This window comes from Anisomitus miae (SeqCode) (genome assembly GCF_054906395.1).
In genome coordinates this window covers 210,557-229,049 of record NZ_JBRACL010000003.1, presented here as the reverse complement: position 1 = coordinate 229,049, position 18,493 = coordinate 210,557, and the positions used below count along the sequence as shown (strand labels likewise).

The window sequence follows — 18,493 nt, the reverse complement described above, 5'->3', positions numbered from 1 at the left end:
TTTAGAATATAGCAATAACCTTCCCATCTTTATTAAAAATAGGACTTCCTAAAGATAGCTTTAAATATCCACTTGAAACATTTAAGGTAATATCATATTCAGAAATCTTACTGATCTTACCTTCAATACGCCACATAGTTCCGTATTCTTTGTCATCTGAGTACCCAGCCAAATACACAAAATCTCCAGCCTTATTAGAAGTCCTTGTACTAATTTCAGTATCAAATTCCAAAACTTTGGCAACATCTCTAAGATTTCTTCCATCGCTAGTCGGATAAACTTCGACAACCACTACATCATCTCTGCCTTCCTCACTAGTATCCTTCGCAACATTTCTAACTTCAAAATCTACAAGCTGTCCATCTTTGTCTCTCACTCGAACAACCGATCCATCTCCCTCTCTAAAACCACTTGCAATGCTGTTAACCGTCAATATCTTATTTTGACTTACAACAAATCCTGTCGCATAATCCTTCTCAGCATTTTGATAAATAACAATTGATTGATAATCACTACCTACTACATCTCTTATCTCACCATTTATACCGTAGATGGTGTCTGAGTTGTAAGATTATTGTTTTTCCCAGAATTCTGATTATTGAAAAACACAATGCCTAAAATTACAACTGCTAAAATTACTACGCACGTAATGATAGTATTCTTTTTTATAAAGCTCTCCCTTATTATTAAAAACTCTTGTCCAATATTTTAACATATTTATATTTAAAAATAAACCTCTGTGACTTCCACATTTTTAAAATGCCTGATTAGTAATTTCCAAATATGTCTCATTATAAACTTACAAAAAAGGAAAAGGAGAGCCTCGAGAAACCTCGAAGCCCTCCTTAACAAAACTAAATCGTATAGAATCTAAAACAAACTTAATTATACAACTTTAAGCTCCCCTGTAAACTTAGATGCCTTCACCTTAGTTACTTTATCCAATTTACTAAACTCATCCATATATCTATCTGCACTTGCCAAATTTGTTCCATCAACAATCTTTACTTCATCAGCAACTACAGAGCTTACGATACTTACATTTTCTATAGCTGAAGTCCTAAAACAGCATTACCTCCTAAAGAAGCTCCCCCAACAAACAACACTGCTCCTAGTGCCAATCCTATTACGTTTTTTTTCATTTTTATAATCTCCTCTAAAATAATTATAATTTCTTCAATTCTGTCAATATAAATTTTATAAAATACAAAATCTAAAATGAAGCTACCCGTATAATTAAATCTATACATAGATTATAATCGATATTTATATCAAAACTTTATCTTTTTTGTATTCTTTTATAAAAAGTTTCTTAATCTTATCATATCTCCATATACTATACTTATGATTTCTCCTAAAACCTTCAGGTAACTATAGTCCATATTTAATTAACTTCTCAAACTTGTATTCATTCCTCAAACAATACCCCAATTGAAAATATATCAACCAAAAAATATACAAGATTTCATTTTTATCTAATTCATCCCTGTATAGTTTGTCTCCCACATATCTTATAGATTCTTCAGGTGTATTATCTGTAGATGCTATCGTATGCTCCAATCTGTTCTGTGCCGCTCCTAAATCCGCCCTCTGACTAGATACCCTCGATATCGCTTCATCTATCCTCTCTATCGCTTCCTCCGCATTCCCTACTCCTATCACATCTATTCCTCCTAGCCCTAACTCCCTGCTCCTCATGTTCCCCACACTCAATCCTATCATTTGCTCCCTATTCGCTCCTACTTGTAATCTTATACCTTCTTCTTCTACCTTAACTTCGTTGCTGAAGGTAAACCCTCCACTCTTTCCTGTATCTATCTTTGAATCCAAGTCCTTTAAATTTAACGTTATTCCTCCTAACTCAAATGTCTCATCAGCTTTAGGAGTATCTAATGTGAAACTATCTAATAAATATTTCTTTCCTCCATTAAACTCTGAATTGTCAAATAATTCAATCGTTACTGCATCTCCTTGAGCAGCGTGTGTTAACTTGAATTCAAACGTCCCCTCCCCTAATTTCAATAACTCTTCTCCTGTACCTGCAAATATTGCTTTTAAATTATCATTAGTTATACCAGCAGTATTAGTATTAGTTCCTTGTTTTACCTCATACTCCTTCCCTGATATATTCCCATTCAATACCTTGTTACCATTAAATTCCGTATCATTCGCTATCCTATCTATCTCACTCTTCAATTGCATAAATTCCTGATTTATCAATTCCCTATCTTCATCCATACATCTTTCTACCATCACATCACACCTCCTACAAAAACAAAAAGCCGCTAAGTCATTCCTTAGCAACTCCCACATACCTTATTCCTATTTTAAATATTTATCTAACTCTTCTTCTCTCAATCCATACTTACTAATTACCTTGACTCTAATCTCTTTCTCATCTACTCCAAATTCTCTTAAACTTTCTACCAATTCTTTATAAACTGATTATTATTATTTGTACCACAAAAATCCAAATCTACAAAAGTAAAAGGACTTTGTCCTTTTACTTTAAGTTATAAAATTTAATAAAGTAGGCTCTTCATCTACAAGTTTTAGCAATTCGCTACTCGACTTTGCTGATTTAACTGTAGAAATCATCTGCTTACATTTATTTACCATTCCAATCGAACCTATAAAACCCATTTCATTTCTAAATTCGTCCATCAATTCCTCTAAAAAATCAATTAATCCCGATTGCTGATTCTCAAATGACAAAGCTATAAACTTATCTCTTAGCTCTCCATAAAGCTTATCTATTTGACTTTGTAAAATACTCCTAGAGTAACAACTATCTTCTTCTGATGCTAAAATTTGATACAGTTGTAAATCCCGCAGTAAATGCTCCTACTACTATAACTACACCTGCTGCAACTGCTGCTACCTTTTTAGTTAGACCCTTTTTCATATACAAATACCCCCATATTCTATTTTAACAAATTGTTTTTTCCAAACTTCATTTACACCTTCTCATTATAGATCCTATTTGCATCATTTTTTTATCTTTTTTGTAATTCTTTTATCATCATTTATTTAAACGAATTGACTAAAATACAAAAACGAAAGGCATTCAAGTAAAACTACCTAAATACCTTTCATTCAACTATAATTGACTTTAAGTCTTACATTAAGAAATTCAATAGAGTAGGATCTGCATCAACAAGTCTCACTAACTCATCAGCTGTTGTTATTCCCTTAACTTCAGCTAACATTCTCTTGCACTCAGATACTATATCTGATGACTCTCCTTCTTCTCTTGTATACCCAGTTATCGAATATTCTAAAATATCAATCACACCTGCTTTTTGTTCAGCAAAGGATAAACCATCGAACTTAGCTCTTAATCCATCATAGTAACTATCTATCTCTTCTGATGACCAAGATGTTACATCATCACTATCCTCAACCCTCACACTATCACTTACTGTTGAATCAGAATTTGCTTTAGCAGTCATATTACCTCCAAGTCCAGCTACCCCTGCAACTACTGCTGCACCTAATGCTATACCCGCTATCTTTTTAACTAAACTCTTTTTCATATCTAAAATACCTCCTAAACTTAAATCAAATTTTAATGTCCATCTATCCTAAATTCACTTATATTGAATTTATGTTTACATTATAGTTTCTATTTATGTCAAAATTATGTCCTTTCCGTATTCTTTCATTGTTAATTTTATATATTTTATATAACAATGATCAAAGCACCATAAATAAAGTTCCTAACGTTATAAATACACATCCTATCAATGCCTTAAACGTAAACTGCTCATGCAAAAATACAAATGCCATAATTAAAGTTATAACTATACTTAATTTGTCAATTGTAACAACCCTAGAAACTTCGCCTAACTTTAGAGCCTTATAATAGAAAAACCAAGATATACCCGTTGCCAATCCTGACAATATTAAAAATATCCAATTATTTTTGGTTATGCTTCCCATCTTATCTTGGACATTATTTAAAAATATAATTGCCCATGACATAATTAAAACAACCGTTGTCCTAATGGCTATCACTAAATTTGTATTTACATCTCCTATTCCCATTTTTGCAAATATAGATGTGAGTGCTGAAAAAATCGCAGATAGCAAAGCAAATATAAACCACATTTTATTTCCTCTCCTCTTATTAAACTTAATGTCGTTTCTAATTAAAACACATATCCAAAACCCAAATAAAGATTTTTATCTTTCCTCAATTTCAAAAATCCAAAATGCTAAATTCTAAATCCCAAAATCATAAAATGATTAAACGCAACATTGTAATGATAAATTATAAAAAATAAAAATGCCATAAATAACTTATGACATTTTCAAAAAACATTCAATTTATTCTCTTACTAGTAACGGAGTCAAAGAAGTGCAATGCATTTTTATCAAATGCAAATTTAACTTCAGAATTAGATTCGTAATCAGAATGACCAGGCGACGACACAATTATATCTGTACCATTAGGTAGCTTACCGTGTATTATTTTTTCCTTTCCTAACGATTCAATTATATCAATTTTACAATCAAAACTATTTTCATAAAAACCATTTAATATAAACCTCTCAGACCTCACTCCTAAATTAACCTTCATCCCTTCGTATTCTTTAACTTTTTGAAAATCCTCATTTGAGAGAACAATTTCAATATTTTCATTACCAAAAATAAATCTTCCATTCTTGATCATACCATCAAAAATATTCATCGTGGGAGAACCGATAAACTTAGCAACAAAAATATTCTCAGGTTTTGAATAAAAATCATCAGGTTTTCCGACTTGTTGAATTTTACAATCATTCATTAGAACTATTTTTGTAGCCATAGTCATAGCCTCTGTTTGATCATGTGTAACATAAATGGAAGTTGTATTGAGAGATTTGTGTATTCGAACAAGCTCAACTCTCATATGTTCACGAAGCTTAGCATCCAAATTAGATAAAGGCTCGTCCATCAAAAATACTCCAGGATTTCTTACAATTGCTCTACCTAATGCTACACGTTGACGTTGACCCCCAGAAATATCAGATGGCTTTGACCCTAAATAGTCTTCTATTTGCAGTATCTTAGCCGCCTCCATAACACGTTCATTGATAATCTTTTTTGGTTGTTTCCTAATCGAAAGAGAAAACGCCATATTATCATAAACAGTCATATGAGGATACAATGCATAGGACTGAAAAACCATTGCAATATCCCTATCTTTTGGTGGAATAGTATTCATCACTCTGTCTCCAAAAACAAGCTCGCCTTCCGTTATTGAGTTAAGACCAGCGATCATTCTTAAGAGTGTGGTCTTACCACAGCCAGACGGTCCTAAGATTACACAAAAATCTTTATCTTCTATTTCTAAATTTATATTTCGTATTGTAAAATTCTCTCTTCCTTCATACTTCTTGCCTAAATTTTTTAACAGAACTTTCATGTTAACCCCCTCAACCTTTAACTGAACCTTTAGCGAGACCTGATACTAATTGTTTTTGTAAAAATGCAAATAGAATAACTATTGGAATAGCTATTAGAAGACCTCCAGCTGCAAATGCAGGTTCATTCATTGTCCTTTGATCATTTATAAGGGTATAAAGTCCTGCAGCTAACGTATAGGATTCAGAACTCGTTAACAATACCTTTGGAAGAAGATAATCAATGAATGGAGTTATAAAAGACCATAATGCAATCACTGAGAGCATGGGTTTAGCTATTGGCATTATAATTATACTGTAAACTTTTATAGGTGAACATCCATCAATTCTGGCAGCATCATCAAGCTCCGTAGAGATAGAATCAAGATATCCTTTTAATATAATCGTATTTCCCGCAATGCCTCCGGCAGAATATATGAGAATTAACATCATTTGACGTGTAAAATATGGATTAATTGATGAGATTATAGAATGCATTGTAAAATATGCAACTATCCCAACAAAACTGGGTATAGATTGAATTAGCATTATTGACATCAAAGAAACCTTCTTGCCCTTAAACCTATATCTCGAATATGCAAATCCTGTAAGAGATACAAACACCAAAGTTATTATAACTGTTGAAAATGCTATAAGTAATGTATTATTTACCCATTTTAAGTAATCAGTTTCCGTAAATAAATACACAAAGTGCTTCATAGAAAAATTAAATTCGCCATTTATTCCTATATATTTCACATTACTCCCATTGAATGAAGCCAATATCATTTGTACAAGAGGCCAAATAATGATACTACTCCATAAAGATAAAACTAAATACCCAAATCCTATACCAATTTTTCCCATATTGGTTAGAGGTTGTTTATCAGATAGATTTAACATTTGTTTTTTCCTATTATGATTCATTAAATTTTCTCCTCTTTAAAAGCTCTAGAATTCTTAAATCCTATATAGGCAACTACCATAAGACCTAATGATATAAACACACTTATAGCTGCACCTATAGCTTGCTGCTGATTATCTATAGTAAGCTTGTATATATAGGAAATTAACAAATCTGTTGACCCTGCTAAATTACCGTAAACCTTAGGATTAAATGGACCTCCACCATTAAATAAATAGATCAACGAAAAATTATTAAAATTAAATATATATTGCCCTATTAAAAGTGGTGCTGTTTGATGCAGGACAATCGGTAAAGTAATCTTTTTCATTTTTTGCCAATAGGAAGCTCCATCGATTTCAGATGCCTCATATAAGTCCCCTGATATAGATTGCAAAACTCCAGTAGATAACAAAAATACGTAAGAACTCCCTAGCCACGTCTGTAATAGAATAATCGCCACTCTACTTTGTAAAGTGTTATTCTTTATATCTAAAGACAATCCAGTTAAATTGTTTATAAGCTGAGTCAATATCCCCTCTCTAGAAAGCATTATTGAGAAAAACATAATAGTTATAAAAGCTGGAACCGCCCAAGGCAGAAGAAATATTGTCCTAAAAATTTTTTTGAATTTCATTCTATCATTGTTAACAATTAATGCCAAAGTAAATCCTACAAATATAGAAAGTGTAGTTGCAACAGTAGTCCAAATTAATGTCCAACCTAATATATTCCAAAATACCGAACCAGCAAGTCCACTTCCCCTGATTATATTTAAATAATTTGAAAATCCTATCCAATTGAATTTAGCTTGATGCTCAGGATTCATATTTGTAAATGACAAAAGTACTGAAGTAGCGATAGGAACTATTATGATGAAAGTTATTACAACCAATGATGGCAACGATATTAAATATGGAAATCCTTTATCAAAAATAGCATTCTTTGTTTCGTACCATGATTTCTTTCGTATTCCCCTCATTTCCTCTTTTTCAACATTTAATGAATCCTTAAAGGCAAGGATAATTATAAACATTGCAAAAATTATAAATATTAAAGCTAAAATTCCTTCAATCATGTAAATGTTTGATTTATGAATCCTCGGTCCACCCTCTGCTAATGTAAAAAAAACCAACAATCCCTGTCCTTGATAATTTCCAAATCCAATAGCATAAGGAATAGCTATGCAATATATATACAGTGTGCCGATAAAAAACAAAATAGATTTTACATATTGACGATTTAATAACTGTGCAAATCCCGGAAACAATAACCCTATATAGGCATTTGGAATTTTCCTATTTTCATTTTCACAAGGCACACTTCTTTTCAAACTTATCCTATCTTCTAACATAGAACGTACTTTCTGCTTATGTATATATTTAGTATCATACTGTTTTTGCTTTATTAATTCCTTAAATAAATTACGTAAAACTTTACATCTTGCAGTATCAATGTTGTATCTGTATTTAATTTTCAACCCTATCTTTTCACTTAGCAAAGCTTCCTTGGATATTAACTTCCTCTTGTATTTATCCTTCAAAGTCCTAAGCTCATTTTGCATCTCGTTGTTTACCTTATACCTATATCCCTTAAATCGTTTCAGTTCAATATTTCTATCATCACTCAAACTTATTTTCAATAACTTGTCTTTCAATTTTGCTATTTCTAATGATGACCTTTCTAAAAATTCTATAATGTCATTAACTTGAACCTTAACAATTTTGGAGTCTTCATATTTCAATTCAGCATCATATGTCAATTCAACATAATCTTTATAGAAATTTTCCTTACACTCAGCCTCGAACAACGATAACTTATATTTTTTAACTCTAATATCCTCAATTTCATTTAAAGACAGCTTATATTTTCTTTTTTTAATCTTTAAATCATTTTTAAAGTTTTTCTCATTTCTTATATACTCTTCTAACTTTTTAATATAATGATGATTGCTTCTATTTCTTATAAGATCTTTTAACCGATTTTTATAATCGTTATCATCAATATTATCTTTTAAAAATAAGTATTCTCTTATAAATAAATTTTTTCTTTCATGTCTACAGCCAACATCGTCGTACAAAAATTCATCATATCTCATTATTAAATTTTACACTCCTTCTGTAGTTTTTTGTTAAATGACATAAACAACTTTATTAATATAACAATAAGCATTAAGTATCCTATAAGTTTTGGGTAATATAAGACTAGAGAAACCGAACCTTGCAATAAACTATTGATAAATATAATTGAAATGCACATAAAGAATAAATACACAAATAATTTGTTTATATATTTTTTTAGAAATGATACATATGTATATACACCTAATATCACCATAGGGATAATCTTAATAAAAAAATAAATAAATTGAGTTATTAAAAACCCTTTAATATCTTGCTTTAATACAGCCTCATCTACTAAATTATATAATTCAGCAAAACTTTTAATTACAACTATACTTTCTAAACACTCAAAAAATATTACAAATGAATGAATAAAGAGAATTAAATAAAAACACTTTTTGGAAAATGATACTCTATAACACACATAAATCATCCTAACAAATTTATTTATAAAACCAAAAAGCAAGAAGATAAATAATAACCTTCTTGCTTATACAACAAAACATGCATAACTAAATCAAATTAATTATTTATCTGATTTATTTAAAATTACTCATCATAGATTTAAACGCAGCCTGCAATGTTTCATATGCCTCCTGTGCTGTACTCGGCTTAACTGACGACCATGAAAGTATAGCATTTTCCCACGTCGGCCAAACATTAGACCATTCATCAAATGTTGGACGAGAAGATGAACTTTCATACGATTTTAATACAGCCGATATTGTTTCTTTATCTATATCACTTAAATCTGATTTCAAATACGCATCTTCAGTCACATTCTCTAAAACTTTACCAGAAACTTTAAACAAATCCGTAGCATATTTGGGATTAATAAGCTCTTTAATCATTTCAATTGCAACCTGCATAGCATCTTTATTATTTTCAATACGAGGATTAACCGCTAATCCCCAACCACTTTTCCAATGTTCTAATTGCTTACCGTTAACAACTATATCGCTTATAGGCTTGACTACCAATTGATCACTATCACCTATTAATTCACTTAATGTTTGCGTAGACCAAGGTCCCTCTAAACGCAAAGAACTACTTGCTGAAAATTTACTATCAACATAGCTCCAAGAAGCACTCTTATCCCACATATCAGTTTTTGAATCTTCATGACTCCTCCAATAATTAAATAATGCCACGAATAAATTCTTTTGCTCTTCTGTCAATTCAGAAAAATCTTTGGTTAAATCAGATTGAAGACTACCATCATTTCCTTTTGACAATAAATTCAAATCCACAGAATTCATAAATGCAACCGCATACCATAAATCCCATAGAACGACAAGCATATCATCATGTGAAAGATCAGTAAATTCTATTTCCGAATTTAAATCTATCCCCCTCGATTGAGCATTGATTGAATTAGCAAAAACTACAAGTGTCTCTATGTTCATAGGGAAAGCGTAATAATCTCCATCCATTTTAAAACTAGCTGCAAGTCCATTTTTAAAATCTTCCCATCCACCTATTTCTCTAGCCATAGTTTCAGCATCAAGTGGAGTTAAAAAATCATTTTTGTACATAGAACCAACTCTATCAGCTGGAATTGAATACACATCTGGTACATCTGGATTACTCACATCTGTAGAATCTATATTATCTAGGTTGCTAAATGCCCCTACTTCTATTATTTTTATATCTGCATTTGGAAGTTTATTTTTCACTCTTTCAGCAGCTCTCTGATAATAATCTATCCATTCTTTTTCAGCTTGTACTGTTATGCTAATCTCCTTTGTACTTTGTGAATTATCACCTTGTGTAGATGTGTTGGTACTACTTGTACACCCAACGGTGAACACACCTGTCATTACTAAAGATAACAATTTTAACACTTTTTTCATTTCCAAATACCCCTCCATAACAGTTAAAAACTAAATTGTTTACACATATATTGTAAACCTTTTCTCAAGTGCTGTCAATTTTAAGTTTAAAATTTTAAACTATTAATTTTTACAATCTTAATAAATCACAAACATATACTCTAAGTATTTCTCCAACACTCCAAGCCTGCGTAAAACACCCTCTAGATGTACAGGGAAAATCTCCATCAAAAATTTCTGCAACACCATTTATACAACCATCATTTAAATTGTCTAAGAAAATTTCACACATCTCTTTTGCACTATCAATGATATCCTCTTTATAATCATTTACCTTACAATAAGATGTTATAAATCCTCCAATCAAAAATCCCCAAACTGTTCCCATATGATAAGCCAAATCTCTATCAATTAATTTCCCAATATATTTGCTTCTATATCTATGATCTTTATATGATAAACTCCTTAATCCATAGGGTGTATAAAGCTCAGCATGAACTTTGTTAACCACTTCCATAGCTCGTTGCTTTGATAACATTGTATATGGAAGAAACACAGCCCAAATTTGATTTGGTCTAATACTTAAATCATCCTCATCAACAACATCTTTCAAACATTTTTGCTCATCATTCCAAAATTTATTATTAAATGATTCTTTAACTCTACGACTTAACTTTTCGTACTCGTTACCATTTTTCGAAAATCTATAACTCAAATTCTCCATAACCTTGATGGCATTGTACCATAAAGCATTTATCTCAACAGGCTTTCCGTGCCGTGGTGTAATTACAAAATCACCAACTCTAACATCCATCCATGTCACTTGATCTAAATCACTTCCAGCAGAAATTAAACTATCTTCTTCCATTTTTATAGAAAAGTATGTTCCATTTATATAATTCTCAATTATCCGTTCAAGCACTGGATATATTTCGCATTTTACAAAATCAAAATCTCCTGTGTATTTTAAATACTGATCCACAGCATAAAAATACCAAAGAGAAGCATCGACAGTATTATATACAGCCGCATCAGTACTTTTATCTGGAAAAACATTAGGTATAAGCCCATTCTTTTCATATCTGGCAAAGGACTCTAAAATTTCTCTCGCATCTTCAAACCTCTTAGTGCAAAGTGTAAGACCGTGAAATGCAATCATTGTATCTCTTCCCCAATCTGTAAACCAAGGGAATCCAGCTAAAACAGTTTTTAAGTTTGTAGAATTTCTTTTAACAATAAAATGATCTCCAGCATGTACTAATTTTTCTACAAACTCATCCTTGATTTGTACATTTCTATAAATTTCGCTAATTCTATTTTTGTAATCCTTTACAATATCAAATCCATTTTTAAAATCTAGATCTTCTACAGTGCACTTAATATAAAATTTCCTATTTTCATAAGGGTTAATATGTATGTTTACCTCATACGGAGTGAAAAAATTATCGAGACCAAGGAATCCATTTCTATTGTCGATATTGTATAAAACATTTTCCTCAATCAAAAAATTTGGAGTAGCTAAAGAGGTTTTTATATTTTTTCTATCATAAAATTCTCCATCGGACGAAAAGAACTTTATGTCAAATTTATTGTGATTCAATGTTAGGATTCTTTCATGTTCGCTTAAACAAGTCTCAAATAATAGCTCACTTCTCTCACAACTCCCTCCCAAGACCTTTGCTGTAAATAGCGGAATGATTCTCACCTTCAATTTATAATTTCCATTTTTGATATCATAACAAACCACAACCGTATTTTTCCCATACTCCATACAAATCGTCTTCTTAAATATAATATCTCTCACACCGTATTCATAAGTTGGAACACTCTCGTCCAATATGAATCTATTTAAATACTCTTGTCCATTTTTATTATAATTGACATAAGTCTGAGACGATAAGTCAAAAACCTCATCTTCAAATTCCAATATTTCATTTGTCTTCGATAGAATTGAGAATCTGTCTACAGGATAATTTAAAGAAACGTTCAAGTAATTGTGATGAGATCGAGCACTTGCTCCAATAATTGTTGAAGATGCATATCCTCCAAGTCCATTTCCTAAAATCCATTCTCGTTCTATTCCCTGATCTATATTTCGAAAATAGCTTCTGCCAAAACAATATTTCATAAAATCATCTCCATAATATTTTAAATTGAAATAACCTCTTGATTAAAATACTATATTAAATTTAAAATAATTATTATTTTTAACGTTTGCAATTCTTAATAAACTTTAGCTATGGTGGTGATTTTATGTCAAAGGTTTTCGATATTAAGAATTTCTCTTTTGAGGAAATACTCAAAAATAAAACCTATGATTCAAATTTTTTCGAAGAATCTTACAATTACGATAAAAATGATCTTGGAGTTACATTGAAAAATTTTTCCACAATCTTTAAATTGTGGGCACCAGTTTCATCGAAAGTCATTTTGAATTTGTACAAAACTGGAAATGGTAGTGACTCAATTTCATCCTACGAAATGAACAAAGAGGAAAATGGAATATTCTCAATCACAATTGATGAAAACTTAGAAGGGCTTTATTATACCTTTGTAATTTATAATTTCGGAAAATCTTACGAGATCGTAGATCCATATGCAAAAGCTGTTGGTGTTAATGGAAAACGTGGGCTTATCATAGATTTGTCAAAAACGAATCCTGAAAACTGGGATAACGATAAATTCGTTTATCTTGAAAATAAAACTGATGCTATCATTTACGAAATTCACATTCGAGATTTTTCAGTATGCGAAAACTCTGGAATGAAATATAAAGGAAAATTCCTATCATTCACAGAGAAAGATACAAAAAACTCTTTTGGAGATTCTACGGGAATTTCTCATTTAAAAGAACTTGGAATAACCCACGTACAGGTACTTCCTGTTTTTGATTTTGCATCTATAGACGAAGAAAATATTAATTCTGATATTTTCAATTGGGGATACGATCCGTTAAATTATAATTGTTTGGAAGGCTCATATTCGACTAACCCATTTGATGGAAGTGTGAGGATAACTGAGTTCAAACGGCTTATACAATCTCTTCACAATGAAAACATAGGATTCATAATGGATGTTGTCTACAACCACACTCACTATAACGAAAATAGCTATTTAAATAAATGCGTTCCGAAATATTATCATAGATGTGATGAAAAAGGTAATTTTACAAATGGATCAGGATGTGGAAATGAAATTGCCTCGGAAAGATTGATGGTAAGGAAAATGATATTGGATTCTTTGGTTTATCTCACAAAGGAATTTCACATAGATGGATTTAGATTTGACTTAATGGGACTCATGGACATTAGAACAATGAACGAAATTGAAAAAACCCTAAGATGTATAAACCCATCTATACTTTTATATGGTGAAGGATGGATTCCTGGAAAATCACCTCTTGATATAAACTCCTCTTCCGTAAAATCAAATGCTAAGTATCTCTCAAGCAATATAGCAATGTTCTCAGATGATATGAGAGATTCCATAAGAGGTCCTATATCAAATAAAAAACTTGGTGGATTCGTTTCAAATATAGGAGATTTTAACAACAATATAAAGTTTGGCATTGTAGCATCTGGATTTCACAGACAAATAGATTATTCATTTATATCAGATCCGTGGACAAGCGAACCTTCTCAATGTATAAATTACGAATCGTGTCATGATGACGAAACCTTATTTGATAGACTCGAAATGTGCAATAAAGGTTTACCGGAAATCGATCTTATATCAATGAACAAAATGGCAATAACATTAATTCTAACATCTCAAGGAATCTCTTTCATACATGGAGGCGAAGAATTTTTAAGAAAGAAACGAGATTCAAATGGAAAAATTTTTCATAACACATACAATCTCTCCGATTCAATAAACATGATAAACTGGAATGATAAGAGTTTACACAAAGATCTCTTCACTTATTATAAAAATTTAATTAAACTAAGAAGACTTCATCCTGCTTTTCGAATTCCTTCAAACGAATTGATAAATTCTCATCTTGAGTTTGTAGAAATGAATAATCCAAATTGTGTTGGATATTTTATTAAAAATTATAAATTAGACAATTGGAAAAACATCGGTGTATTTTTCAATTCTGGAAATGAGAACATAATCGTAAATCTATATGAAAAAAACTGGGTAATCGTCGTAGACAAATATCTTTCTGGTATTGAAGAATTATCCCATATAGATAATGGAAAATTAAACTTAACCCCAAAATCACATTTCATAATTGTAGATGAAAAAAGCTTTAATGCGAAAAAAGGTCTGTATTAAATACAGACCTTTTCAATTTGCCATATGTCATTTGCATATTCGCTAATTGTCCTATCACTTGAAAAAATTCCTGAATTCGCAATATTCATTAAACACATTTTCGCCCATCTATATTTATCTTTATAGATTTCAAAAACTTTGAGGCTTGCCTTTTTGAATTCATCAAAATCTGCAAGTAGAAAATATTGATCTCCTTGCTCGATGAGTGAATTATATAAATCCCTAAATTCCCCTGTGCCTCCATCATCAAAAGTACCATCAATGAGAGAGTCTACAACTCTTTTAAGATTAGGATTGTTATTATAGTAATTCTTAGAATCATATGAAGATTTCATACTCTCTATATCCTCTACCTTAAGACCAAATATAATATTGTTATCCTCTCCTCCCTCTCTGACTATTTCAACATTGGCTCCATCGTAAGTTCCTAGAGTGATGGATCCATTTAACATAAACTTCATGTTACTAGTACCAGATGCTTCTTTACCAGCAGTCGAAATCTGTTTACTAACATCTGCGGCAGGAAATAGCTTCTCAGCACAAGATACTCCATAGTTTTCCATGAAAATCACATTTATCTTATCCCTAACACCATCGTCTGAATCTATCAATTCTTTTATTCTAAAAATAAACTTTATTATAGCTTTTGCTCTTGCATATCCTGGGAAAGCCTTAGCTCCAAATATAAAATTCACGTTTGGAATATCTTCAATGCTCCCATCTTTAATCGAATAATATAAATCTAAGATATAAAGGGCATTCATAAATTGTCTTTTATATTCGTGCATCCTCTTTACTTGAACATCAAAAATTGCATATGGATTTACCTTATCACCTTGTGTGCTTTTAATATAGTTAACCAACTGTTTTTTCTTCAAAAGTTTAATATCTATGAATTTGTTGAGAACATCTTTATCATCACAAAATTTTTCTAACCCCTTCAAGAGCTTCAAATCTTTAATCCAATCTTCATTTCCCAAAAGACTTGTTATAAAATCAGACAATTCTCTATTGCAAAGCTTAAGCCATCTTCTTGGGGTAATTCCATTAGTCTTATTTTGGAATTTACCAGGATATAATTCATTCCAATCCTTAAGCTCAATATCCTTTAAAATATTTGTGTGAAGTTCTGCCACACCATTTACACAAAACCCAATATGAATTGCCATATTAGCCATATGAACAAATCCATCTTTAATTATCTTAAAATTTAAAATCTTATTTTTATCATCGATTTTTTTAGAAACCCTCTCAAGACAATACTCATCTATCATTTTGATAATTTCAGAAATACGCCTCGATACTCTTTCGATAAATTTCAAATCCCAAACCTCAAGTGCTTCTCTCAGAATGGTGTGATTCGTATAAGCAAAAATCTTTCCAGCAATATTTATGGATTTCGAAAACTCAAGTCCATAATCATCCACCATAATTCTTATAAACTCCGGAATAGCAAGAGCAGGATGAGTATCATTAAGCTGTACTACATGAAAATCATGAAATTTATCAAAGTTACTTCCATGAATCTCGATATGAGTTCGTATAATATCCTTAAGTGATGCTGAGACCATAAAGTACTGCTGTCTTAATCTTAGCATTTTACCCTCATCCATAGAATCATTAGGATAAAGAACCCTCGATATATTTTGTACTTTTATATTTTCTCTCATAGCATCATGGTACATCTGATCGTTAAAAAGATTAAAATCAAACTCCTCAACAGGCTCAGCCCTCCACAGTCTAAGCGTATTTATATTTTTATCCTTATAAGAAATTATTGGGAAATCATATGGAACAGCAATAACATTAAAATCTTCAAATTCAACTTCGACACTTAAGTCATCTCTACGTATGGAAAAAAGCTCTCCACTCTTTAGCCACTCATCGACATACTCAACTTGTTCTCCATTAATTAGCCTTTGAGAGAATAATCCATTCTTGTATCTTATTCCATACCCATACACTGGTAATTTCATGGTAGACGCAGAATCTAAAAAGCAAGCAGCAAGTCTTCCAAGTCCACCATTCCCAAGTCCTGCATCACATTCTTTATCTTCCACTGATGCTAAATCAATATTAAGTTCACTCAATATCTCATTTATCTCATCGTATATACCAAGATTTATCAAATTGTTTCCAAGAGCTCGTCCCATTAAATACTCGGCAGAAAAATAATATGCCTTTTTGGTATTATTGTATTTTTCATTAGTCAATTTCCAATTGTCATAAATAGCTTCCATTACAAATGAAGATAGCGTATTTAGTATTTCCAAATCATTTGCTTCGCAAATCTTTTTTCCATATTTTGATTTACAATAACTATCAATAGAATTTATAAATTTACTCTTCTCAATCATTTCCTCTACACCTTCCATATAGTTCAGTAAAATCTCGTAATTTCTTAGTCAAGTAATTCGTCAAATCATTTTTTCCCATACGCCAAATCCAATTTCCGTCAATCCTAGATGGATAATTCATTCTACTCTCATTTCCCAAATCGAGTAAATCTTGCATTGTGGTTATGGCAATGCTACAAACGCTTGACCATGCTCCCCTTATAACTTTCCAATTCAAGTCATCATCAGAAGTAATTCCAAAATATTTCTTCATGCGATTTACCTCATCAAAACTTCCTGTTACATCCATCCAACCACGTATTGTATCATTGTCATGGGTTCCTGTATAAACAACAGAGTTATTACTATAATTATGTGGTGTGTGATCGTTACCGTTTATATCGCTAAATCCAAATTGCAAAATCTTCATACCCGGATACCCAGTTTGAATTCTTAAGTTTATCACTTCGTCCGTTAAGTATCCTAAATCTTCAGCAATTATATTTACATTTTTCAATGTATCCTTAATTCTATTAAATAATTTTATTCCTGGACCCTTTGTCCATCTTCCAAATTCAGCCGTTGAATTTTCGTATGGGATCTCCCAGAAAGATTCAAATCCTCTAAAGTGATCTATCCTAACTACATCAAACAATTTTAGGCTTTCCCTAATTCTACAAATCCACCAATCGTAATTCGTCAATTCCAAATGACTCCAATCATAAATTGGATTTCCCCAAAGTTGACCCGTAGACGAAAAGTCATCAGGAGGACAACCTGACACTGTAATAGGTTCTCTATTTTGATTTAATTTAAATAATCTAGGAGTTGACCAAACATCACATGAATCTCCAGATACATAAATCGGAATATCTCCTATAATTTTTATCCCTTTTGAATTTGCATAATCCTTAAGAGCCTTCCACTGTTTAAAGAAATTGTATTGAATGAATTTCCAAAAATCTATATCATAACCTAGCTTGTTTTCAAAATAAGAAATAGCTTCAGGCTCCCTGAACTTTATATCATTATCCCAATTGGTAAAACTATCCCCATTATAATAATCTTTTAATGCCATAAAAAGAGAATAGTCATTAAGCCAAAATTTATTTTCACCATAAAACTTTAAAACCTCATCATAATGCTTATTATTTTGAATATTTTTTACAAAATTACTAAAAGCAATTTTGTATATAGGAAATCTCGTATTAAAAATTTGCGAATAATCAATAACTCGTTCATTCTCAACATAAATATACCTAACGTCATCTTCAGTAATCAAATTCTCCTCAATCAGAAAATCCAAATCGATAAAATATGGATTGCCTGCAAAAGCTGAGAAACATTGATAAGGTGAATTCCCATATCCAGTATGACCAATAGGCAATATCTGCCAATACTTTTGTCCACTATCACATAGGAAATCAACAAACTTATATGCTTCTTTCCCAAAAGTTCCTATTCCATAATTAGAAGGAATGGAAGATATATGCATGAGGATTCCACTGCTTCTTTCCATAATTTAAAATCATTTCCTTTTTTATTGTTATCGTTTACGCTCAATTATAATAATCCCAAATTGCTCTGTCAATTAAATAATGAAAAAAGCCGAGCAAAATTTGCACGGCTAAAT

14 protein-coding genes are annotated in these 18,493 nt (G+C 31.2%); 1 reads left to right on the top strand and 13 read right to left on the bottom strand.

What is annotated here, in order from left to right; genetic code table 11:
- Window position 1: 1 nt before the first annotated feature.
- The 11 genes from AALI31_RS01600 to AALI31_RS01550 form a co-directional block, all read right to left on the bottom strand.
- A complete protein-coding gene (locus tag AALI31_RS01600; RefSeq protein WP_489884781.1) occupies window positions 2-493 on the bottom strand; it encodes a S1 family peptidase in 492 nt (163 codons plus the stop codon).
- A gap of 553 nt (window positions 494-1,046) precedes the next feature.
- Complete coding sequence (locus tag AALI31_RS01595; protein WP_489884774.1) at window positions 1,047-1,250, bottom strand: hypothetical protein; 204 nt, start codon at window positions 1,248-1,250, stop codon at window positions 1,047-1,049.
- Window positions 1,251-1,371: 121 nt separating this feature from the next.
- Window positions 1,372-2,253, bottom strand: a complete 882-nt coding sequence (locus tag AALI31_RS01590; RefSeq protein ID WP_489884773.1) for a flagellin N-terminal helical domain-containing protein — start codon at window positions 2,251-2,253, stop codon at window positions 1,372-1,374.
- Between the two features lie 255 nt (window positions 2,254-2,508).
- Entirely contained in the window at window positions 2,509-2,715 is a 207-nt protein-coding gene (locus tag AALI31_RS01585) for a hypothetical protein (RefSeq protein ID WP_489884772.1), read from the bottom strand.
- 404 nt (window positions 2,716-3,119) lie between these two features.
- The gene (locus tag AALI31_RS01580) at window positions 3,120-3,536 is read right to left on the bottom strand and encodes a hypothetical protein (RefSeq protein WP_489884771.1); all 417 of its coding nucleotides are present in this window, start codon (window positions 3,534-3,536) and stop codon (window positions 3,120-3,122) included.
- A 160-nt stretch (window positions 3,537-3,696) separates the two neighbouring features.
- A complete protein-coding gene (locus tag AALI31_RS01575; protein ID WP_489884770.1) occupies window positions 3,697-4,110 on the bottom strand; it encodes an EamA family transporter in 414 nt (137 codons plus the stop codon).
- 214 nt (window positions 4,111-4,324) lie between these two features.
- Window positions 4,325-5,410: an ABC transporter ATP-binding protein gene (locus tag AALI31_RS01570; protein WP_489884769.1), complete on the bottom strand. Its 1,086-nt coding sequence runs from the start codon at window positions 5,408-5,410 to the stop codon at window positions 4,325-4,327.
- Between the two features lie 10 nt (window positions 5,411-5,420).
- Entirely contained in the window at window positions 5,421-6,314 is an 894-nt protein-coding gene (locus tag AALI31_RS01565; RefSeq protein ID WP_489884768.1) for a sugar ABC transporter permease, read from the bottom strand.
- Entirely contained in the window at window positions 6,314-8,389 is a 2,076-nt protein-coding gene (locus AALI31_RS01560; protein ID WP_489884767.1) for a carbohydrate ABC transporter permease, read from the bottom strand. Before AALI31_RS01560 ends, AALI31_RS01565 begins: the two co-directional genes overlap by 1 nt.
- Window positions 8,390-8,953: 564 nt before the next feature.
- Window positions 8,954-10,267 carry a sugar ABC transporter substrate-binding protein gene (locus AALI31_RS01555; protein ID WP_489884766.1) on the bottom strand — a complete coding sequence of 438 codons (1,314 nt, stop codon included), beginning with the start codon at window positions 10,265-10,267 and terminating at the stop codon, window positions 8,954-8,956.
- A gap of 109 nt (window positions 10,268-10,376) precedes the next feature.
- The gene (locus AALI31_RS01550; protein ID WP_489884765.1) at window positions 10,377-12,374 is read right to left on the bottom strand and encodes an amylo-alpha-1,6-glucosidase; all 1,998 of its coding nucleotides are present in this window, start codon (window positions 12,372-12,374) and stop codon (window positions 10,377-10,379) included.
- 125 nt (window positions 12,375-12,499) lie between these two features.
- On the opposite strand from AALI31_RS01550, the gene pulA reads away from it, so the two are divergent.
- Window positions 12,500-14,524: a type I pullulanase gene (pulA, locus tag AALI31_RS01545; protein ID WP_489884764.1), complete on the top strand. Its 2,025-nt coding sequence runs from the start codon at window positions 12,500-12,502 to the stop codon at window positions 14,522-14,524.
- Here the strand turns inward: pulA and glgP are convergent.
- Window positions 14,521-16,878, bottom strand: coding sequence for a glycogen/starch/alpha-glucan family phosphorylase (gene glgP / locus AALI31_RS01540; RefSeq protein WP_489884780.1), 2,358 nt, complete (start codon window positions 16,876-16,878; stop codon window positions 14,521-14,523). The two genes, pulA and glgP, sit on opposite strands and share 4 nt — an antisense overlap.
- Window positions 16,874-18,379, bottom strand: coding sequence for a 4-alpha-glucanotransferase (gene malQ, locus AALI31_RS01535; RefSeq protein ID WP_489884763.1), 1,506 nt, complete (start codon window positions 18,377-18,379; stop codon window positions 16,874-16,876). Before malQ ends, glgP begins: the two co-directional genes overlap by 5 nt.
- Between the last annotated feature and the right edge of the window lie 114 nt (window positions 18,380-18,493).